Source organism: Methylobacterium mesophilicum (genome assembly GCF_022179445.1).
Classification (GTDB): domain Bacteria; phylum Pseudomonadota; class Alphaproteobacteria; order Rhizobiales; family Beijerinckiaceae; genus Methylobacterium; species Methylobacterium mesophilicum.
In genome coordinates this window covers 21,856-42,121 of sequence record NZ_BPQU01000008.1, presented here as the reverse complement: position 1 = coordinate 42,121, position 20,266 = coordinate 21,856, and the positions used below count along the sequence as shown (strand labels likewise).

Here is a 20,266-nt window from a genome sequence, read left to right as displayed (position 1 = left end):
TGGGCTTAATACGTTGGAATATAAGCTAAAATTCGCTTTGGGGTGGGGTCACGATCGGCGCCGATCGTGACCCCACCCCGATCTCGATTTTCGCAGATCAGAGAGTGCGTTAGATGTTTGGTCCCGGCATTTGGTGGAGCGGGTTTGATCTGAGTAGAGCCGCCCTTCCGCCGTGTGGACCTCGGCCAGATCGATGTGGAAGTAGCCGAGCGGGTAGGCCTTGAAGCGCGAGCGCTTGGGCTTGTCGCCGTCGATCTCCGGCAAACGGCTGATGCCGTGGCGCTGCAAGCAACGATGCAGCGACGAGCGGGTCAGGTGCGGGATCGTGGCCCGGAGCGCGTAGAGGCAGTCGTCCAGCGCCAGGAGCGTGTGACGACGAAAGGCGACGACAATCGCTTCCTGCTCGGGTGACAGCACCGTCGAGCGCGGATCCTTCGGACCGGTGCGCTGGTCGGCAACCGAGGTCCGCTGCCGCCACTTGGCGACCGTCTTCTGGTTGATCCCATAGCGCTTCGAGAGGGCCCTCAAGCTCGCTTGACTATGCTGGATCGCTCGACGGATCGCCTCAGTCGTCGTGGCGCTGCCGTGAAGAACTTGGCCCACAGCGCATCCCTCCACTCCGAGGAGAAGATTGCACCATCAAACCCTGGGATCAAACATCTAGAAGCCCAGAGCGCACGACGATGCATGCAACCTGCCGTATATGCCGACGCCGCCGCCCGATGATGGCGAACTCGCACATATACTTCCCGTGTTCCGTGGGAACGTTCCACAGCTGCCCGTCCTGCGACAGCCTCGTTGCCGGGAGCGGCGAAGAGCCGTGCTACGCCTGCGGCCTCCGCCTCCGCTCGGAGCTTTACGTCGCGGCCTTGGCCGATTTGATCCGGCCCCCTTGGCTCGCCGAGCTCTTCACGGATTTTTGCAAGGATCGCCGGATCCCGCTCGCGAGCAGGAAAGCGGTCGAGCAGGTCCACTACGAGGCCAACGTGTGCCTTCGCATCGCGGACGAGACCACGAACCCCGGTGAACTCACGACCGATGTGCTCCGAACGGCACTCGGCCCGAAAGGCACACGGCCTGTCGCATCCCTGGTGGCCTTCATGGTCAAAGAAGGCCTGATCGCGGGAGCGCGTGGCGGACTTCAGGTCCTCGTCGAAGAGGACAACCGGTAGGTTCGCTCTCGCTTCGATCCAGCGGACGTCCGACAAACCTGACCATTCTGGCATGAACTCAGCATGGCCAGCTTACGTCGAACGCGAGGGCTGCGCCGGCGACAGCATGGACCTGTGGCCGAAAACGGCGTTTTACACGCCCAGGTCAAAGAATTTCGAGCAGCAGACCGATGACTACTGATCGCCCTGTACATGGGCGCATCAGGCTGGTGTGGTCTGGAGCACAGGCACACGGCGGCCGCGTCTCTCTTCGGCGTTCACGCTTGAGGAGGGCTCGGGCGCATCCGGGTACGACATTGAGGCAGGGTTTTGTCGCGATTGACCCATCTGTCAGCGACTGGAGAGCCGTCGGCCGTGATCGGTTGCCCGTGGTACCCTGATCGCCTAACGCCCGGCCCACCAGACGATCCTGACAATAGGCCGGACGGGTCGCCCTACAAAAAGGCCCCGGCGATATGCCAGGGCCTTTTCCAAGGTACAGAGCCGTTCGTTGCGATCAGTACGAGCGCGACGTCGTGGTGGAGTCCGATGCACTGGTCGAAGTCGGCACCGTGTTTGTCGACGAGGCCTTATTGGCACCGTGGTGACCGACGGCGCAGCCGGCGGCCGCACCGGTCATGCCGTGGCCGACCGCATGACCAGCAAGACCGCCGATAAGAGCCCCCTTGATGCAACCTTTGGCCACCGCCTGGCCGAGGCCAGCAACAGCGGTAAGGACGAATACGGAAGCGATAGTCAGCGCGCGCATGGCGAAACTCCAGGATGGAATTTCGTCGTCGAACATGCTCCTGCCAATTCCCGTTCCGATCGGTCCTCAGCGAGCTGTGGCTTCGACGATGCGACGCGGAAGGTCCGACGAAGCACGCACGAGGCTTGGCGTCGTGGTGATCTCCGAAGCCGGCCGGACAGAGGCGGTCGGGCGCGCCTGCTCCCGATAAAGGGGCGGCGTGAAGTCGATCCGCTCACCGGCGATAGCCGAACCGAGCGTCGGAACGACAGCGAGAGCGGCGAGAACGAAAGCGCGAATGGTCATGGTGATCTTCCCTCATATGCCGGGTGTGCCCGGCTTGTGAGGGGAAGATGCGCCGCAACGCACCATCGTTCAAACAGATATAATTGATAGCCGATATCGATGGCATCGATATGTATGCCGGTTCCAATCTGGTTCCGCAGACCAAATCCCCGAAAAGCGGCGACTTTCCCGATGGCGATTGCTTCTGTCGGACCGGATCATTCGGCCCTCCGACCCGTTGTCGTTTTGCATCGCAACAATCGCTTCGCGTAACGCCGGAAGCTCGCCCTTGAGCCGGGGTATTTACGGCCCGGCGATCCGGTCGATCGACGCGTGTGGCCGCCGCATCAGGATCACCCTATGACCCGCCGTTCCTCCACCAGCCGTTGGCTTGCCCCCACGATGATCGGCTCCGCCGCTGCGCTCGCAGCGTCGGCAGTCTACGCCGCTGCGAAGACGCGTGCGGCCGAGCGTGAGACGCCACCGATTGGCCAATTCCTGACCGTCGATGGGGTGCGGCTGCACTACGTTGAGCGGGGTCTGGGACCGGCGCTCGTCCTCATCCATGGCAATGGCATGATGATTCAGGACTTCCTGGTAAGCGGTATCGTCGACGATCTCGCCGGGCGGTACCGCGTCATCATCATCGACCGTCCTGGCTACGGCTACAGCGATCGCCCGCGTGGCCTCTGGACGCCCCGCGATCACGCGACGCTGTTCCAAAAAGCGCTTCAGCGGCTCGGCGTCTCTCAGGCCGTTGTGCTCGGGCACTCGTGGGGTTCGCTGGTCGCGGTTGCTTTCGCGCTTCAAGCACCGCGGCTCGTCAGCAGCCTCGTCCTGGCCTCCGGCTATTACTATCCGACGCTCCGCGCCGACGTACTGTTGTCGTCCCCGGTGGCAATCCCAGGTGTCGGTGACCTGATGCGCCATACCGTGTCACCCGTGCTTGGTCGCCTGATGCAGCCGGCGATGATCAAGGCGATGTTCGCGCCAGCCGCGGTCACCGAGCGCTTCGACCGGAAGTTTCCAAAGGCCATGATGCTGCGACCCTTGCAGCTTCGGGCCTCGGCGGAAGACGCCGCGCTGATGACGCCGGTGACGATCGAGCTCGAGAAGCACTACCGCGATCTGACGCTGCCAGTGGTGATCATCGCCGGCGGCGATGATCAGATCGCCGACGTCGACCGGCAGTCGAAGCGGTTGCATATGGAGTTGCCGAACAGCGAGCTCGTCGTCGTTCCTGGAATGGGCCACATGATCCAGCACCTCGCGCCGCGTGAGGTCATCGCCGCGATCGACCGGGTTTCGGAGCACGTGCGCGAGGCGGCTTAAACGCCAAGAGGGTCTCAGCGCTTTCCGAAAGTGGCCTCGAGTGCATCGGTGACGCCCTTGAAGGTCGCGACGCGGGCGGCCTCGTCCGAGCCGATGTGAGGATCTCGCTGCACGCACGGATCGGTGTAGGTGAACGGCGTATCCTTCGGACCCTCAACGATCACACCGTCCGCCGCCTCATGGAGCGAACAGGCCCGCACCGTTTGCGCGCCCTTGGCCACCGTTGGCTGGGGCGGTCCCGCGGGGTTGTCGTAGACGTGCTGCGCCCCTGGAAACACGGTGAGGCTGACGTCCGACCCCGCCGCCTTTAACCGCTCCGTGTAGGCAGCGCAGGACGCCGCCGGGTTGTAATCGTCGCCGCTGCCTCCGAACATCCGGATCGGGCGGGCAGCGACCGCGGTGTCATCTTGGAAGCGGATTGAACAGTCGGGGTAGACAGGCAGGAACACGGCCGGCGTAATACCTGAGCGGTTCCAGTTCGCGTCGAAGCGCTTGAGGCTGGCATAGAGCGCGGCCTGCCCGCCGCGCGAGAACCCCATCACCGCGACCCGCGCCGGGTCGACCCGGGGGTGCTTCGCTAGAACGCCAAGCGCCCGGTAGATATCGAGGATCAGGTTCGTGCGAGACAGTAGGCTCTGATCGGTGTTGACCGACGTCAGGCCACGACCCGTGAAGCCGTCGAGGGCGAAGGTCGAAATCCCCCGCGCGCCAAGAGCCCGCTGCCAGAACTCGATGTTGCCGCTGAGGCCCCCCGAGCCATGCATCAGAATGACGGTCGGCAGACGATCCGCGCCCGGTTTGGCGATGCGCAGAACACCTGTGACCGTCACCGGCTTTGCGCCGTCCGATGACCCAGTCAGGAAATGCCGGTCGGTCAGCGTCAGGCTGGCGATCGGATGGACCTCGACGCGGGCGGCGTAGCTGCCGAGATCAGCGACGCCATCGCCCACTGGCTCGGCCGCCGCCCCGCTGAAACCGAACGCCGTCAGGCCGGCCACGAGGAATAAGGACAGTCGCCGCATCTGATCCTCCCAAGGTCGGGCGATCATAAGGACAGGCTCCGATGCTTGTCCCGCGTGCGGTGCGCAGCCTGTGTCGCAATCCACGCTATTGTCAGGAAGAGCGCTCAGAGAGGACGCCCCCAACCCCATCGGGACACGTTGCGCCCTGCGAATGACAAGCCCGACAATTGGTCGGTAAGCCTCAGGTCTACGTCCGCGCGCCCTTGGGCGTTCGACGATTAATTCTAAAAGGGCTCCGCTGCGCCTTGGCAGCAAAGCGACGGAAGCCGCGGGCTTAGGAATTCGCCGCAGCATTCGCGGCGCGGAAATCCTGAGATGCTTGATATAGGTTAGCTCGTCCGCGAATCGCCGACCTTGCGCTACTTGAGGCTGTCCCCATACAGTCCAGCTCAAGATAAGGGGGAAGCCGTGCAGGACGGTATCCAAATCACGTGCTCGGTCACGGAGCACGTCAGTCTCGCGTACCACGAGAATGCGGTTCCGGTGATCCGCGAGGTGGTGGTCGAGAACACCTCAGAGCAGGAGCTTTCCGATGTCCGCGTGCGGATCGAAAGCCGGCCCGCCGTCGTCCAGCCGCTCACTCTCCGCATCGATCGCATTCCGGCAGGATCGAACCACCACATCGAATTGCCGGACGTTCGGCTCGATGCGGCTTTGCTCGCCAACTTCACCGAGGCAAGCCGTCTTGAACTGACGGTCATCGTCGAGGATGCGGCCGGCGAGAAAGGCCGGCATCTCGAAGAGCTTCGGGTTCTGCCGCCCTCGCACTGGGGTGGTGGCCGAAGCGCGCCCGAACTCCTCGCCGCCTTCGTCCGCCCCAACGACCCCGCCGTCGACGTCGTCCTGCGCGATGCCGCGACCAAGCTCGGCGAGGCTGGGCGCGAAACAGGGCTGAACGGCTACAAGACCGCCAAGAAGTCCCGCGCCTGGGAGTTGGCCGAGGCGATCTGGGCGGCGATTGCAGATCGGCGGATCGCCTACGTCCTGCCGCCCGCGAGCTTCGAGCGAGCTGGCCAAAAAGTCCGCGGCCCGAGCGACGTGCTGGAGCGCAAGGTCGGCACCTGCCTCGATCTCTCGCTGCTCTACGCCGCCTGTCTCGAGCAGGCTGGGCTGAACCCCGTGCTGGTGCTCACGGCCGGCCATGCCTTCGTCGGTGTCTGGCTGCAGGACGACGACTTCGCCAGCGCGACCGTCGACGACATGCAGTTGCTCCGCAAGCGGCGCGACCTCCAGGATCTCGTCTTCGTCGAGACGACCCTGCTCACGCCGGATCCGCCAGCGATGTTCAAGGTCGCCACGAGCCAAGGTAACGCCCAGGTCGAAGACGAGGCCCCCGCGGCGCTGGAAATCGCCATCGACGTCCGGCGCTGCCGTCGGCGCGGGATCCGTCCGATGGATCTCGGCGACGGAAAGCCGACCGGCATCGCGCCTGGGCCGACAATCCCGCTGAACCAGACGCTGTCCGCACTGCCGAGCTTCGACGAGGAAGCGCGCGCGCCGATCGACGAGGCCCCCGAGACGCCGGTCGGTCGCGTGGAACGCTGGAAGCGTAAGCTTCTTGACCTGACGCTGCGCAACAAGCTGCTGAATTTCAAGCCGGGCAAAGGATCCGTCAGCCTCGAATGCGCCTCGCCCGGGTCGCTGGAAGATGGCCTCGCGGCGGGCACCGAGTATCGCCTGAAGCCGCTCTCGGACGTTCTGACCGGATCGGACGAGCGCAGCGCAGACCTCTACGCGCGTCGTCATCACGACGATGGCCGCCGCAGCTATCTGGAGGCCGCGCTCGCGCGAAAGGAGATCTACACGACCTCGACCGAGGCCGACCTCGACCATCGCCTGCTCGATCTCTACCGGCTCGCCCGCAACGGCTTCGAGGAGGGCGGGGCCAACATCCTGTTCCTGGCCGTGGGCTTCCTGTCATGGACGAAGAAGGAGGGTGAGGCTGCCTATCGCGCCCCGCTGGTCCTGGTCCCCGTCACCCTCAAGCGGTCGAGCGTGCGGGCCGGCTTCAAGCTTGCCCTCCACGACGACGAGGTGCGGATCAACCCGACCCTGCTCGAGATGCTGCGCGAAGACTTCAAGCTTCGGATGCCGGAGTTGGAGGGGGACCTCCCTCGGGACGCGTCCGGGTACGACGTCGACGGCATCTTCCGGATCGTCCGCCAGCACGTGAAGGAACTGCGCGGCTGGGAGGTGGTGCCGGACGTCGTCCTCTCAGCCTTCTCCTTCACCAAGTACTTGATGTGGAAGGACTTGGTGGATCGCGCGGAGGTGCTCAAGCGCAACCCCATTGTGCGCCATCTCATCGACACGCCCAAACACTCCTACGGCGACGGCACGCCTTTCCCGGAACCGACACGCCTTGATCGGGAGCACCCGCCTGAGACCGTGTTTGCGCCGCTGTCAGCCGATTCCTCTCAGCTCTCAGCGGTCCTCGCCGCCGCCGGTGGCAAGGACTTCGTGCTGTTCGGGCCGCCCGGGACCGGCAAGAGCCAGACCATCGGCAACATGATCGCCCAGTGCCTCGCCCAGGGGCGCACCGTGCTGTTCGTCTCGCAAAAGACCGCCGCCCTGGAGGTCGTGCAGCGCCGCCTGCAGGAGATCGGCCTTGGCGACTATTGCCTCGAGGTCCACTCGACCAAGGCCCAGAAATCGGCCGTCCTCGGCCAGCTGCGCCGGGCCTGGCACGAGCGCTCGACACCGTCACAGGGCACCTGGGACGCTGCGACGAGCGACCTCGCAAGCCTGCGCGAGGAACTGAACGGCCTCGTGAACGCCCTACATCGACGACGCGAGAACGGGCTTTCCGCCTATGAGGCCTTCGGGCGTGTGATCGCGGCCGGCGGCGGCGCGCCTCCGCTCGTCCTCACGTGGCCGGATCACCTCGCCCACAATGAGACGACGCTCGCCAACCTGCGCACGGCCTGCCGAGAGCTTCGCCCCGTCCTCGCGTCCGTCGGATCGCTGGTGGATCACCCGCTCCAGGGCGTCGAGGCCACCCAGTGGTCGCCGGTCTGGCGCGACGACATGGGCACCGCGATCCGAGCCGTAGAACAGACGCTCGGCGCGCTTCGTGTCAGCGGGCAGACCTTCGCCGAGGCGGTCGGCCTACCCACCCTGCTCGCGACCTACGCTGGAACGCGCGGGCTCATGGTGCTCGGCAACTACCTCGTGCGGTCGGAAGCCCGTTGCGGGGTCGCCTTCCTGGCCGACGGGGCCGGCGACCTACGCCGGGCCGTCGCCGCGCGCGAGCGCTTTCAGGCCACAAAGGCCCAGCTAATCGGCCGTCTCACAGGTCGCTACGGATCGGGCATCCTCGATCAGAATCTAAGCGCGCTGCTGGCCGAGTGGGTCGCCGCACAGGGGTCGAACTTCCTGACAAAGGGCGGCAAGCAAAGACGCGTTGCGGCGCAGGTCCAGCCCTACGCCGAGGGGCCGCTGCCCCCCGATCTTGGGCCGGATCTCACGGGGCTGATCGAGGTCGCCAAACACGTCAAAACCGGATGCCTGGAGGAGTTGCTCCTCGCCCGGCTCGGGCTACCGTGGAGCAATCCGGACTGCGCGGCGTCCGAATTCGCGCCGGCGATCACTTGGGCCGAGAAGGTCGAGCAACTGCTCGACATCCTGGGGCCGCTGTCCCTCGGGATCGATGGCCTACGCGATCATCTGGTGCATCTCGTCGAGCGTCAGGGTCGTGCGCTGGCCGAGGGCGGACGCATCGCGCAAAGCTACGCCGCCTTCGCGCAGGATCGAGCCCGGGCGAACGAGGCGATGAAGACGCTCGGCCTCCTGGCGGGTCGCGCCGATCCAGAGGAGCCGTTGGCCGCCGACGCCGACTGGATCGAACAGAGCCTCGCTCTCGTCCGACGCTGGTCGTCAGGGCTGGGACGCGCCCAGGGGTGGTGCGCCTGGCAAGCCGCCGCCCAGAATGCGCGTCAGACCGGTCTCACGCCGCTGATCGACGCCCTAAAAGACGGCCGCGTCGCCTCTGACCGCGCGGAAGCGGCCTTTGAGGCCGCCTATGCGCGTTGGTGGATCGACCGCGTCGTCAGCCACGACCCGGTGCTGCGGCGCTTCCTACCAGAGCGGCACGAGGATGCGATCCAGCGCTTCCGCGCCGCCGACGATCGGGTCACCGAACTCTCCAAGCAGGTCGTCCGCTCGCGCCTCGGCGGCGGCATCCCAGGGGCGACCGCCTTTGGGGCCGACCCGGAATGGGGCACGCTCTCGCACGAGCTGACGAAGAAGACGGCGCACATGCCGCTGCGAAAGCTGTTCGGCCGGATGCCGACGGCGCTGACCAAGCTCACCCCCTGCGTGATGATGAGCCCGCTCTCGATCGCGCAGTACCTGCCGCCCGATAAGGAGCCGTTCGACGTCGTCATCTTCGACGAGGCCTCGCAGATCTCGCCGTGGGATGCCATCGGTGCGCTCGCTCGAGCCAAGCAGGTCGTTATCGTCGGCGACCCTGAGCAGCTACCGCCGACGAACGTTGGAGATCGCGGCGTCGACGACATCGAGGATGGCAGCGACGTTACGGACCAGGAGTCCATCCTCGACGAATGCCTCGCCGCCAACATCCCCCGGCGGAACCTCGACTGGCACTATCGCAGCCGCCACGAAAGCCTGATCGCCTTCTCGAACAGCCGCTACTACGGCGGCCGGCTCGTAACCTTCCCGTCCCCCGTGACCGACGACCGGGCTGTCCGGCTCACCCTCGTGCCGGATGGGGTCTACGAGCGTGGATCGGGCCGCGTGAACCGACCTGAGGCTCGCGCCGTGGTCGCCGACATCGTGCGTCGCTTGCGCGATCCGAGCTTCGCCGAGGAGCGTCGCTCGCTCGGTGTCGTCACGTTCAATGGCGAGCAGCAGCGCCTGATCGAGAACCTCCTCGACGAGCAGCGGCGGTCCTATCCCGAATTGGAGCCGTTCTTCGATAAGGACCGCTGGCATGAGCCCGTGTTCGTGAAGAACCTCGAGAACGTGCAGGGCGACGAGCGCGACGCCATCATCTTCTCGGTCGCGGTCGGTCCGGATCAGACCGGGCGTCCGGTGAGCACGGTATCGTCGCTCAACAAGGATGGCGGACACCGCCGCCTGAACGTCGCGATCACCCGCGCCCGGCGCGAACTCGTCGTGTTCGCCTCGATGAGGCCGGAGCAGATCGATCTCAGCCGCACGCGGGCGCGAGGCGTCCGAGACTTCAAGCACTTCCTCGAATTCGCCGACCGTGGCGCGCGGGCGCTGGCCGAGGCTTTCGCGCCGACCGGCGGCGACGTCGAATCCCCGTTCGAGGCCGCGGTGATGGCGGGGCTCGAAGCCAGGGGCTGGCCTGTCCATACGCAGATCGGCGTCTCCGGCTTCCGGATCGACCTTGGCATCGTCCATCCCGACGCTCCGGGACGCTACCTTGCCGGCGTCGAATGCGATGGCGCGACCTACCACAGCTCGGCCACGGCCCGGGACCGCGATCGCCTACGCGAGCACGTTCTGACCGATCTCGGCTGGCGAATTCGCCGGGTGTGGAGCACCGAGTGGTGGATGAACGCCGAGGGCGCACTCGCCAAGCTCGATCAGCGCCTGATCGCGGACCTTGAAGCCGATCGCGCCAAGGCTGCAGCAGCAGCGCCTAGCGATGTTGCTGTCGAACCCGAGGCGGTCGAGCAAGAGCATGACGAGCCGACGGGGGAGCCCGAGGTCACCCCACCCGTCGATAAGGTGCCGAGCGAGCCGGCAAACGATCAGGAGCCCGTCACCGACGCCATTCCGCAGCGTCTCTACGCGGACCAGGTCGTGCCGGTCACACCGCCGGCCCCGAAGCCGGAGGTCCGCGATGACGTTCGGGCTTATAAGATCGCGGATCTGAACGATCTCGGCCGCTCGGTCGAACCCGGTCGTTTCTACGATGCCTCCTACCGGCAGGCGCTGAGCGCCATGGTCGACTACGTCCTCGCCGTGGAAGGGCCGATCTACGAGGAGCTGCTCATCAAGCGCATCGCTCGGGCGCACGACATCCAGCGGGTCGGCCCGCTCGTCCGGGAGGCGATCGCGGACCGGATCGATGCCTCAGTCGCCCGAACTGAGGATGACGGACGGCCTGTCCTCTGGCCGCGTGGCGAGGAGCCCCGCACGAGCTATCCTCACCGGCCGGCCAGCGCAGCCATCCGCAGTCACACCGACACGCCGATGCCGGAACTCGTCGGGATTGCGATGACCCTGCCGTCCAACGCCTCAGAAGCCGAGCGCGCCAGGTTGATCGGCCAGCGGCTCGGGTTGTCTCGCATCGAAGCCTCCGCGCGGGCTCGGTTCGCGAGGGCGAGCGAACTTGCCCGCCATGCCGCGGTGGCGTGAGGCGAGAATGCGCGTCGCGATTGTCACGGCTTTGGTTCTGCTGAGCAGCGTCGAGGCAGCGGTCGCACAAGGTATTCAGGACGATCCGCGCCGCAGGCGGTTTGTCCTGCCTTCGGTCCGCGAAGCAACCGACTGCATCGCACGTGAGACCCTGAACGAGCCCGGCATCGACGGCGCGACGCGGCCCGGCCAGTTCCGGGCCGCTCTCGCTCAGCCCATGCGCCGATGCGCTGACGAAGTCGACGCGATGATCGCCGCGCACGATCAGGTCTACTATCCCGGCTACGGCGAGGCCTTTTTCCAAGGGCCCTACCTCCAGGACCTCGTGCGGGCCATCCAAAAGCGGATCGGTCCAGAACTCGCGCGCCGCGCCTCGGAAGCCGCGGAACGCGCCGCCGCACAACAACCGAGCACGGGCTTTCAGGTCGTTCAGCCGGCTCCGAAGCCATTCGATCAGAACGCCGAGCAGGCCAAGCGCGAGGCTGACGAGCGCGAAAAGCGCGAAGTCGACGCGATGTGGCAACGGACCCGCCAAGCGAACGCAGCACCAGCACCCGTGCCGAACCCGACAATGAGCACGCCGGCGGCTCACTCGGACCCACAACCCACCGCCACGGATCCATCAGGAGGTGGAGGGTCAGCCTTCGGTGGATTCGTCGCGCTGGTAATCGGTGTCTTCGTGTTGCGCGCGGTGGCCAAGCGCCGAGCCAGAAAGCGCCGCTACGACCACTTGATGGCGAAGTATGGCGACGCCTCGATCGTCGACCGGATCATGGCTGCCGAGATGTGGCAGGGCATGACCGCTGAGATGTTGACCGATTCGTGGGGAAGACCGGTCGATCGCGATCGTGAGGTCTACAAGACCCGGACAACCGAGACCTGGAAGTACGGTCAGACTGGGAAAAACCGCTTTAAGAACCGTGTCGTCGTCGAAAACGACGTGGTCGTCGGATTCAAGCAGAAATAGCCCGCTGTCGGACCCTGGAGGGCCTGGCAAGGGCAGGACATCGCTCATTTGATGCGTAAATCGAAACAGACACTGTTCGATTCCTGAGCGACGAGCGCACTCGGCCAGGACAATGGCCCTGGGCTGGAACGCGTCTCACCCACATCAGCATAACGACGGGGTACGACAGTCGGACACGACCTTCAGTTTATTCCAGCTTCTGTCACTATCGCCCCTATCGTCAGACGCCCAGGACCGAACAAGCCCCCGAGTGCCGATCGTCGTACCCCCGAGCTACGGAGCGGTCCGACACAACTGACTAAGGCCTGTTAGCGTCTGAACCAGTTGGGTGGGGCTGCATTTTTCCTTCGATGGAAGGAAATGGCATGCTGAGTGACGCGCAATGGTCCGTGCTGGAGCCGATGGTGGAGGCGTGTCGTCCACACGCCAAGAAGCCGCCCGAACACCTGAGACGCACGGTCGAGGCGATCCTCTGGCGGCACGAGAACGGGGCCAAGTGGCGCTCCGTACCTCCGGATCTGGGACCCTGGTGGATGGCGGCTCAGACTTTCATCCGCTGGGCGCGACTGGGGGTCTGGGAGCGCCTGCTGACCCTGGCGCAGGAGCACGGCGTACGGCTTGGCATGACGTTTCTCGATGGCACGAATAACCGCGCGAAAGGGAACCCCGCTAACCCACGGGCGAGCATGCCGATGGCCGCTTTGGATCTCGGCATGATCGATACATAATACATTGCTGCTTACAGTGTATGGGATATCGATCATGAGGACGACAGCTATCATCAGTACGGAGGAACTCGAGAGCCTCCAAACCCTCGGCAGGCGCATTCGCCTCTGCCGGCTACGGCGAAATCTCAGTCAACAGGAGCTCGCAGAGCGTATGGGCGTCGGACGGATGTCTGTCGTGTCTCTTGAGCGGGGCCGTCCAGGCGTAAGTCTGCTGACACTCCTGAAGGCTTTGACGATTTTCGATACGTCGTACACGGCCCGGCTCGGCGATCTGCTCGCAGCCGATCCGATCGGGGAGGGCATTGAAGTGGTGACCGGCCGGCAGCGTGCAGCGCACGTGCCGGGGGTCGCCGATTTCTAATACGCTCTCTGTAAAGGCCGCCGGTTATTTTGAGTGCTGGCGGGACAGCTTGTGGATCGGCATCGAACCATCGTTCGACGCCTATCCCCAGCCCATGCGACCCCCGTTCGAAATCAGCCCGTTACGCGAATGGCCGATCGGAATGGCGATGGGATCTCGGCCCTTCATCCAGAAGCGACCCAAACCGGCCACTAGGTTCGCCATAGGCGTTTCCCAGAAGCCGTCATTCATAGGCTGTCCGGCAATTACAGCTTGGGGTGATTTGCGATCTAACAGCTTGACTATTCGTTGGCGGTCGGCTGGCTCGGCCGTCCTCCTGTTGGTTGATATCGGAGCAGTTCATGGCACTGAAAGAGCGGCTTCGCGGCCTCAAATCCCTCGCCGGTCCTTTCGCGCCATTCGATGCCACCGCCACCCCGGATGACCCACGCGGTCTTTTCGAGACATGGCTCTGCGATGCTATCGACGGGGGCATACCCGAAGCCCATGCCATGACGCTCTCGACTATCGATGAGCAGGGCTACCCAGATGCCCGCGTCCTGATCCTCAAGAACGTGGATGCCGATGGATGGCACTTCGCCAGCACGAAGCTCAGTCCCAAGGGCCGCCAGATCGCCGCCCAGCCCCGTGCCGCCCTGACATTCTACTGGCAGCCACTCGGTCGGCAGGTCCGCCTACGCGGTCCAGTCATCGAAATGAGTCGGGAGATCTGTGAGGCAGACTTCCTGGCCCGCCCCATCGGTTCGCGTGCGGGTGCTTTGCTCGCTCGGCAGAGTGACGTCCTCGTGAGCGACGCAGCGTTGGATGCGGGCTTGGCCGAGCAGCGCCGTCGGATCGAGGCCGACCCGTCAACCGTATCACCGACCTGGGCGGTCTACGCCGTAAAGCCTAATGAGGTCGAGTTCTGGCAGGCGGACGAGGAACGCAGACACGCGCGGGTCGTGTCCCATGCGGTGGTGTAGCTGAGGGGTGGTCATCGGCGGTTGCCGGGTAGGGTCGGGTTGCGACGACCAACCCCGAACCCGAGAGACCTCCGATGACCGACGAGATCATGGCCCTGCGCGGGCTGATGGAGAAGAGTGCCGACGCTGATCTGCTGCGCGAGATGATCGGTTTTGCAGCCGAGCGCCTGATGGAGCTGGAGGTGGGCGGTCTGACCGGCGCGGCCCACGGCGCGAAGAGCGCCGAGCGGCTGGTCCAGCGCAATGGCTACCGCGACCGGGACTGGCAGACGCGCGCCGGCACAGTCGAACTGCGCATCCCGAAGCTGCGCAAGGGCTCGTACTTACCCGGCTTCCTGGAGCCGCGTCGCATGGCGGAGAAGGCGCTGACGGCGGTGATCCAGGAGGCCTACATCCAGGGCATCTCGACCCGCTCCGTGGATGACCTGGTCCAGGCCATGGGCGGCACGGGTGTGTCGAAAAGCCAAGTCTCGCGCCTGTGCCAGGAGATCGACGAACGGGTCGGCGCGTTCCTCGACCGCCCCATCGAGGGCGAGTGGCCGTATCTCTGGATCGACGCGACCTACGTGAAGGTCCGCCAGGACGGGCGCATCGTCTCGGTGGCAGTGATCGTGGCGGTCGGCGTGAACACCGACGGCCGCCGCGAAGTCCTCGGCATGGATGTCGGCCCGTCGGAAGCCGAGACGTTCTGGACGGACTTCCTGCGCAAGCTCGCCCGGCGCGGCCTGCGCGGGGTCAAACTCGTCATCTCAGACGCGCACGAGGGCATCAAGGCCTCGGTGGCCAAGGTGATGAACGCCACCTGGCAGCGTTGTCGGGTGCACTTCATGAGGAATGTGCTCGCCCATGCCGGCCGCAGCGGGCGGCGCGTCGTCTCGGCCTTCATCGCCACCGCCTTCGCCCAGGATGATGCCGAGGCGGCCCGTCAGCAATGGCGGCGGATCGCCGACCAACTCCGCCCCAAGGTGCCCAAGCTCGCCGCCCTGATGGACACGGCCGAGCCCGACGTGCTGGCCTACATGGGCTTCCCGGCCGCCCACCGGGTCAAGCTGCACTCGACCAATCCGTTGGAGCGCCTGAACGGCGAGATCAAGCGCCGGACCGAGGTCGTGGGCATCTTCCCCAACGAGGCTGCCATCACACGTCTCGTCGGCGCGATCCTGCTCGAACAGAATGACGAATGGGCCGTCCAGCGGTCGCGCTACATGACCCTGGAAAGCATCGCCCCGATCGGCGATGATCCCCTCGTCAGCCTGCCCACTCTGGCAGCCTGATCGTCCCGGCCCAAGCCGGTGATCGTGGTGGTCCTCACCAAGCTACACCACGCCTAGGGACACGACCCACGCGCGTTTGCGATACCGACGAGAGAACCATGGAGGCTGGACGAGCGAGCGCCTGTGGCCGTGATATTTCTTTGGAATGGGTGAAGCCACGCGACGGGCCGTTATAGGACGAGAGCGCATGGGGCAGCGATGTAAGCTCTGATACCTTCTCCGGCCTGAAGCGGACGGGCAGGAAGCCACCCCAAGTAGCTGATCAGTGTGGTTCGGTTTGGGTATAGTGGCGACAGCCACCGCCTGAAGCCGTCAATATCAAAGTAGCCAAGGCCGGCGAACTCTGTGACTGTCCTGTGTCCTAACCAGAGGGGTGACCACATGGGAGTTAATCAGCCGACCAGGGGGCGAGTGTCCGGAATGTTGGTTCTTGGCATCCTGATTTTGATAGCTGGCGGGCTTATGGCCGCTGGCGGATACTATGAAGTATACGGTCCGCCTCACAAGCCTCTCGATAGTATCGCCGGCTATTGCTTTATGATTGGTTGTGTCGCGCCGTTGCATGGCATCTCGCTCATCATCTGTGCCCTCACCGACGGTCGCCTGTGCTTCAGATCTGGAAGCGGTGCCCATTCGATGGGGCAGTTCACGAGTTCGAATAGTAGCAGCGCCTCCTGCAACGGCGGCAGTGGCGATGGAGGTTCGTGTCCATCGTAATCCGACCCGCTCCTTACAAGCCTGAGCAATCAGTGGTTTGGTTTGGGTATGGCCCAAGCGAACCATGGCATCCGTCTGTTTTGAATGTTCAGTTGGACCATCCAAAACGAACTTTTTCAGCTAAACCGACCATAGCAGACCGGCAAACTGGAATGCCGCGTTAGCGGGCATCGTGAGGGTATGCTCTAGCTCGTGAGCGGGCACGGAGGCGATGTCCGCTTCAATCGAGCACTGCCCGAAAGCAGACCGGCGGGAAACCACCCAACCCGGTCGTAGAGCGGACCGGCGGGTGCCGACCCAACCCGGTCGTACGGGCTACTGCCACCACCGCCCGAAATCGGACGTCCACCCGGATCCTCGCGCAGGCGAAAACGATTGACAGGCTTGTTCGCCTGCGGGGAGGACGAGCATTCGAGCTTACTTTGTTGCGCGCTGGCATAGCAGGTGACTCGACCCGCGGCCTTCCTGTTGCCCGAGGAACACGTCTCCCTGTTCAACCAGCACACACGTCATCCTCGGCGTCGTACGAACACCAGATTCGAAAAAGTATATATTCCTGTCTTATAAAAGACAGCTATTATATTTACAGGATGGATTGTGCTTGGTATCCAGTCGTGTCGCGAATGGTTCGGCCCGGCCCAACGCCTTGGGATCCGGGAGACCGACCGTTCGAATCAAAGGCGGCGTCAGACCGCTTACAAAACGAGCATTGCCGCCATGCGCGTGGCTTAAGGGAGGATGTCATGAGCTTGGTAACAGGCTTGCCATCGGACTTCACTGTGCCGCTGCTAGAAGTCGACGGCGTCACGCTGCAGTATAAGACCCCCCATCACCTCGTCACGGCGACCTACCGGGTCAGCTTCAATGTGTTCCCGAGCGATCGGTTCGTCCTGCTCGGACCCTCGGGCTGCGGGAAATCCACCCTGCTGAAGTCGGTCGGCGGCTACATGGCGCCGACCGAGGGCCAGATCCGCCTGAAGAATCAGGCCGTCACCGAGCCCGGACCGGACCGGATGATGGTGTTCCAGGAATTCGACCAGCTCCTGCCCTGGAAGACCGTGCGCCAGAACGTGGCTTTTGCCCTCGAAGCCTCGGGACGCCTGGCGGGCCGAGCCGCCGACGAGCGGGCCATGCACTATATCGACAAGGTCAACCTCTCGGCCTTCGCAGATAGCTATCCGCACATGCTGTCGGGCGGGATGAAGCAGCGTGTGGCCATCGCCCGCGGCATGGCGATGGAGCCCGACATCCTGCTGATGGACGAGCCCTTCGCAGCACTCGACGCTCTGACCCGCCGGCGGATGCAGGACGAGCTCCTGGCTCTTTGGGAGGAGACCCGTTTCACGGTCCTGTTCGTCACGCACTCGATCCCCGAGGCGATCAAGATCGGCTCCCGCATCCTCCTGCTCTCGCCCCATCCCGGCGAGGTCAAGGCCGAGCTCAACACCGCCGCCTCGCCGCAGGAAGTCCAGCAGCTGGAGCAGCGCATCCATCAGATGCTCTTTTCCGAAGAGATCAAGGAGGCGGAGAATGTCTAGGACCGCGAAGACGCTCATGTCCCCGATCCTCCTCCGAGCCGCCCGCCCCGAGATCGTCCGCGAGACCGGTGGCGCCTATGGCGGCGCCATCGTCGAGAAGCCGCTATCCACGGTCGAGCGCCTCTACAATCACGGCTGGTTACGAAAGCTCGCGATCCTGGCGGTGCTGGCCCTGATCTGGGAGGCCTACGGTCGCTACCTCGACAACGACCTCCTGTTCCCGACCTTCACCGCCACCGTGACGGCCTTCGCTCACGGGGTCGCGGACGGGACGCTGGTGCTGCGGGCCTGGGGCTCGATCAAGGTGCTGCTGATCGGCTACGCCCTCGGGATCCTGCTGGCGACGGTGCTAACCGGTATCGCGATCAGCTCGCGCATCGGCACCGACTTCCTCGAGACGATGACGTCGATGTTCAATCCGTTGCCGGCGATCGCGTTGCTGCCGCTGGCGCTGATCTGGTTCGGCCTCGGCAACGGCAGCCTCATCTTCGTGCTGGTCCATTCGGTGACCTGGGCGATCGCGCTGAACACCCATTCGGGCTTCCTCTCGGTCAGCCGGACCCTGAAGATGGTCGGCCGCAACTACGGACTGCGCGGCACCCGGCTGATCACCAAGATCCTGATCCCGGCGGCCTTCCCCAGCATCCTCACGGGGCTCAAGGTCGGCTGGGCCTTCGCCTGGCGCACGCTCATCGCGGCGGAGCTGGTCTTCGGGGTGAGTTCCGGATCGGGCGGCCTCGGGTGGTTCATCTTCGAGAACAAGAACATGCTCGACATCCCCAACGTCTTCGCGGGGCTGCTGACGGTGATCCTCATCGGCCTCTGCGTCGAGAACCTCATCTTCCAGACCATCGAGCGCCATACCCTGCAGCGCTGGGGCATGCAGACCTAGCCGGGTCAGGCGTCAATCGAGGTCGGACCTGTATTCGAGCGCCGCCGTCCAGCTCTGGCGGTACTCGATCGGGTCGCCGGTGAGGGCGACGGCGACCCGGCGCACCAGCAGCAGGGGCGCCCCCGGCGGACAGCAGAGGGCGCCCGCCATGGCCGAACTCGCCCGGTCGGTGGCGATGGTGTCCCGCGCCCGCGCCACGGTCTGGCCGCAGCGCGCCTGATAGAGCACGTAGATCTCCTCCAGCATCTCGGCGCCGGGCTCCGCCTTCAGCGCGGCAAAAGGATCCGCCGGCAGGGCGATCCGCTCGTAGATCAGCGGCACGCCGTCCTCGCTCCGAGTCCGCAACAGGACCAGCACCTTCGCCCCCGCTCCCAGGCCGAGGGCGGCCCGATCCTGCGCATCGGCCCGTGCGGTCGCGGCCGCGAGGACGTGCGCCACGGGGCGGAACGGCCGCCCGTCGCCGTGGACGAAGCGCAGGAAGCGGAACCGCGACCGGTCACTCGAATGGGGCACCACCTGCGTGCCGCGTCCGTGCTGGCGCTCCAGCAGTCCCTGCCCGACGAGGTCCTCCATGGCCTTGCGGATCGTCCCGATGGAGACGCCGAGGTCGAAGGCCAGCTGCGGCTCGCTCGGCAGGTAGCCGCCCGGCTTCCAGGTCCCGTCCACGATCCGGCGCAGCAGCAGGTCGCGCGCCTGTAGGTAGAGCGGACGGCTCGCAAGAGGAGCGGCCAGGCGCGCGGTCGGCGTCTCGCCCGGTGACGGGGCTGCAAGATGCGCCTGGGGTGCGACGGAGCGCATACGATTCGACATCGGCAACTCATGTATATGACATATGACCGTTGACAGCGGTCGACGCGAGGCTATCGTGGCCCTCGGCACCGGACCAGAGAATTCGGGCCTGCGCAGGAGGAACACATGGCACTCGGCCGTCTCATCCGGCTCTGCGGAGCCGCAGCCCTGCTCTCGGCGAGCCTTCTGGCCGGCTCGGGATCCGTCCGGGCGGAGGCCTCCGTGGTGCGCCTCGCCAAGCAATTCGGCATCTCCTACCTGCCGCTGACCGTAATGGAGGAGGAGCACCTCCTCGAGAAGCAGGCCCACCAGCAGGGCCTGGAGCTCAAGACCGAGTGGCTGCGCTTCACCGGAGGCTCCGGCATGAACGAAGCCCTGCTCTCCGGGAACCTCGACTTCGCCGCCGGCGGCGTCGGGCCGATGCTGACGATCTGGGGTCGGACCCGGGCCAATCTGCAGGTCAAGGGCGTGGCGGCCCTCAATGCGATGCCGCTCTGGCTGGTCTCGCTGAACCCGGCGGTCAAGTCGATCAAGGACTTCACCGACAAGGACAAGATCGCCCTGCCCACGGTGAAGAGTTCGATCCAGGCGATCACCCTGCAGATGGCCGCCGAGAAGGCCTTCGGCCCCGGCCAGCAAGGCAAGCTCGATCCGCTGACGGTCTCGATGGGTCATCCCGACGCGCAGACGGCGATGCTCGGCGGCCGCTCCGAGATCTCCGCGCATTTCGGCTCGCCGCCGTTCCAGGAGATGGAGCTGAAGGATCCGCGCGCCCACAAGGTGCTCGACAGCTACGACGTGCTGGGCGGGCCGCACACCTTCAATCTCGTCTGGGCGAGCAACCGCTTCGTCTCCGCCAACCCGAAGATCGTGGCGGCCTTCCGGGCCGCCCTGGAGGAGAGCCTGGCGCTGATCAAGGCGGAGCCCGCCAAGGCGGCCGCCCTGTGGATCAAGGCGGAGAATGCCCGGCTGACCGAGGCGGAGGCCGTGGAGATCATTCGCGCGCCGCAGACCCAGTGGACCAGCGCGCCGCTGAACATGCTGGCTTATCTCGACTACATGAACCGCGCCGGCCTCGTGGCCGCCAAGGCCACGGATCAGAGCGAGCTGTTCTTTCCCGGCGCCGTCGCCAAGGCGGAGCGCTGAGGC

14 protein-coding genes and 3 pseudogenes are annotated in these 20,266 nt (G+C 65.1%); 12 read left to right on the top strand and 5 right to left on the bottom strand.

Going from position 1 to position 20,266, the window contains the following annotated elements; translation table 11 throughout:
- Window positions 1-153: 153 nt before the first annotated feature.
- Window positions 154-603 (bottom strand): annotated as a pseudogene (locus tag MFF40_RS10795) (transposase family protein); the annotation flags it as partial.
- 266 nt (window positions 604-869) lie between these two features.
- On the opposite strand from MFF40_RS10795, the gene MFF40_RS10790 reads away from it, so the two are divergent.
- A complete protein-coding gene (locus tag MFF40_RS10790; protein ID WP_238260376.1) occupies window positions 870-1,172 on the top strand; it encodes a hypothetical protein in 303 nt (100 codons plus the stop codon).
- Window positions 1,173-1,668: 496 nt separating this feature from the next.
- On the opposite strand, the gene MFF40_RS10785 is transcribed toward MFF40_RS10790, so the two are convergent.
- Window positions 1,669-1,920, bottom strand: coding sequence for a hypothetical protein (locus MFF40_RS10785; RefSeq protein WP_238260482.1), 252 nt, complete (start codon window positions 1,918-1,920; stop codon window positions 1,669-1,671).
- A 66-nt stretch (window positions 1,921-1,986) separates the two neighbouring features.
- Complete coding sequence (locus MFF40_RS10780) at window positions 1,987-2,205, bottom strand: hypothetical protein (protein ID WP_238260374.1); 219 nt, start codon at window positions 2,203-2,205, stop codon at window positions 1,987-1,989.
- Between the two features lie 339 nt (window positions 2,206-2,544).
- Here MFF40_RS10780 and MFF40_RS10775 point away from each other — a divergent pair, with 339 nt between their 5' ends.
- Complete coding sequence (locus MFF40_RS10775) at window positions 2,545-3,516, top strand: alpha/beta fold hydrolase (RefSeq protein WP_238260372.1); 972 nt, start codon at window positions 2,545-2,547, stop codon at window positions 3,514-3,516.
- Between the two features lie 14 nt (window positions 3,517-3,530).
- Here the strand turns inward: MFF40_RS10775 and MFF40_RS10770 are convergent, their stop codons facing one another.
- Window positions 3,531-4,538 (bottom strand): dienelactone hydrolase family protein, encoded by a 1,008-nt coding sequence (locus tag MFF40_RS10770; RefSeq protein WP_238260370.1) that lies wholly within the window; start codon window positions 4,536-4,538, stop codon window positions 3,531-3,533.
- A 408-nt stretch (window positions 4,539-4,946) separates the two neighbouring features.
- Here MFF40_RS10770 and proA point away from each other — a divergent pair, with 408 nt between their 5' ends.
- The 9 genes and pseudogenes from proA to MFF40_RS10725 all read left to right on the top strand — a co-directional run bounded on the left by proA (window position 4,947) and on the right by MFF40_RS10725 (window position 18,328).
- A complete protein-coding gene (gene proA / locus MFF40_RS10760) occupies window positions 4,947-10,889 on the top strand; it encodes an anti-phage protein ProA (RefSeq protein ID WP_415623787.1) in 5,943 nt (1,980 codons plus the stop codon).
- 7 nt (window positions 10,890-10,896) lie between these two features.
- On the top strand, window positions 10,897-11,856 hold the full coding sequence (locus MFF40_RS10755; protein ID WP_238260366.1) for a hypothetical protein: 960 nt from the start codon (window positions 10,897-10,899) through the stop codon (window positions 11,854-11,856).
- Window positions 11,857-12,221: 365 nt separating this feature from the next.
- A pseudogene (locus tag MFF40_RS10750) lies at window positions 12,222-12,512 on the top strand (transposase); the annotation flags it as partial.
- A gap of 106 nt (window positions 12,513-12,618) precedes the next feature.
- Window positions 12,619-12,945, top strand: coding sequence for a helix-turn-helix transcriptional regulator (locus MFF40_RS10745; RefSeq protein ID WP_147812737.1), 327 nt, complete (start codon window positions 12,619-12,621; stop codon window positions 12,943-12,945).
- A 341-nt stretch (window positions 12,946-13,286) separates the two neighbouring features.
- On the top strand, window positions 13,287-13,907 hold the full coding sequence (locus tag MFF40_RS10740) for a pyridoxine/pyridoxamine 5'-phosphate oxidase (RefSeq protein ID WP_238260365.1): 621 nt from the start codon (window positions 13,287-13,289) through the stop codon (window positions 13,905-13,907).
- A 74-nt stretch (window positions 13,908-13,981) separates the two neighbouring features.
- Entirely contained in the window at window positions 13,982-15,181 is a 1,200-nt protein-coding gene (locus MFF40_RS10735) for an IS256 family transposase (RefSeq protein WP_238260364.1), read from the top strand.
- Between the two features lie 67 nt (window positions 15,182-15,248).
- Window positions 15,249-15,314: pseudogene (locus MFF40_RS28955) on the top strand (pyridoxine 5'-phosphate oxidase C-terminal domain-containing protein); the annotation flags it as partial.
- A 1,327-nt stretch (window positions 15,315-16,641) separates the two neighbouring features.
- A complete protein-coding gene (locus MFF40_RS10730; protein ID WP_238260363.1) occupies window positions 16,642-17,436 on the top strand; it encodes an ABC transporter ATP-binding protein in 795 nt (264 codons plus the stop codon).
- A 16-nt stretch (window positions 17,437-17,452) separates the two neighbouring features.
- On the top strand, window positions 17,453-18,328 hold the full coding sequence (locus MFF40_RS10725; protein WP_238260362.1) for an ABC transporter permease: 876 nt from the start codon (window positions 17,453-17,455) through the stop codon (window positions 18,326-18,328).
- Window positions 18,329-18,340: 12 nt separating this feature from the next.
- Here MFF40_RS10725 and MFF40_RS10720 read toward each other — a convergent pair whose 3' ends face one another.
- Window positions 18,341-19,138 carry a GntR family transcriptional regulator gene (locus MFF40_RS10720; protein ID WP_238260361.1) on the bottom strand — a complete coding sequence of 266 codons (798 nt, stop codon included), beginning with the start codon at window positions 19,136-19,138 and terminating at the stop codon, window positions 18,341-18,343.
- 105 nt (window positions 19,139-19,243) lie between these two features.
- Between MFF40_RS10720 and MFF40_RS10715 the strand changes: the two genes are divergently transcribed.
- Complete coding sequence (locus MFF40_RS10715) at window positions 19,244-20,263, top strand: ABC transporter substrate-binding protein (protein WP_238260359.1); 1,020 nt, start codon at window positions 19,244-19,246, stop codon at window positions 20,261-20,263.
- Window positions 20,264-20,266: the final 3 nt, after the last annotated feature.

Excerpts from the sequence above, each read along its gene's own strand:
- MFF40_RS10740 (WP_238260365.1), top strand. The coding sequence starts at position 13,287 with ATGGCACTGAAAGAGCGGCTTCGCGGCCTCAAATCCCTCGCCGGTCCT.
- MFF40_RS10735 (WP_238260364.1), top strand. The coding sequence starts at position 13,982 with ATGACCGACGAGATCATGGCCCTGCGCGGGCTGATGGAGAAGAGTGCC.
- MFF40_RS10715 (WP_238260359.1), top strand. The coding sequence starts at position 19,244 with ATGGCACTCGGCCGTCTCATCCGGCTCTGCGGAGCCGCAGCCCTGCTC.
- MFF40_RS10785 (WP_238260482.1), bottom strand. The coding sequence starts at position 1,920 with ATGCGCGCGCTGACTATCGCTTCCGTATTCGTCCTTACCGCTGTTGCT.
- MFF40_RS10770 (WP_238260370.1), bottom strand. The coding sequence starts at position 4,538 with ATGCGGCGACTGTCCTTATTCCTCGTGGCCGGCCTGACGGCGTTCGGT.
- MFF40_RS10775 (WP_238260372.1), top strand. The coding sequence starts at position 2,545 with ATGACCCGCCGTTCCTCCACCAGCCGTTGGCTTGCCCCCACGATGATC.
- MFF40_RS10755 (WP_238260366.1), top strand. The coding sequence starts at position 10,897 with ATGCGCGTCGCGATTGTCACGGCTTTGGTTCTGCTGAGCAGCGTCGAG.
- MFF40_RS10745 (WP_147812737.1), top strand. The coding sequence starts at position 12,619 with ATGAGGACGACAGCTATCATCAGTACGGAGGAACTCGAGAGCCTCCAA.
- MFF40_RS10730 (WP_238260363.1), top strand. The coding sequence starts at position 16,642 with ATGAGCTTGGTAACAGGCTTGCCATCGGACTTCACTGTGCCGCTGCTA.
- MFF40_RS10725 (WP_238260362.1), top strand. The coding sequence starts at position 17,453 with ATGTCCCCGATCCTCCTCCGAGCCGCCCGCCCCGAGATCGTCCGCGAG.
- MFF40_RS10780 (WP_238260374.1), bottom strand. The coding sequence starts at position 2,205 with ATGACCATTCGCGCTTTCGTTCTCGCCGCTCTCGCTGTCGTTCCGACG.
- MFF40_RS10720 (WP_238260361.1), bottom strand. The coding sequence starts at position 19,138 with ATGTCGAATCGTATGCGCTCCGTCGCACCCCAGGCGCATCTTGCAGCC.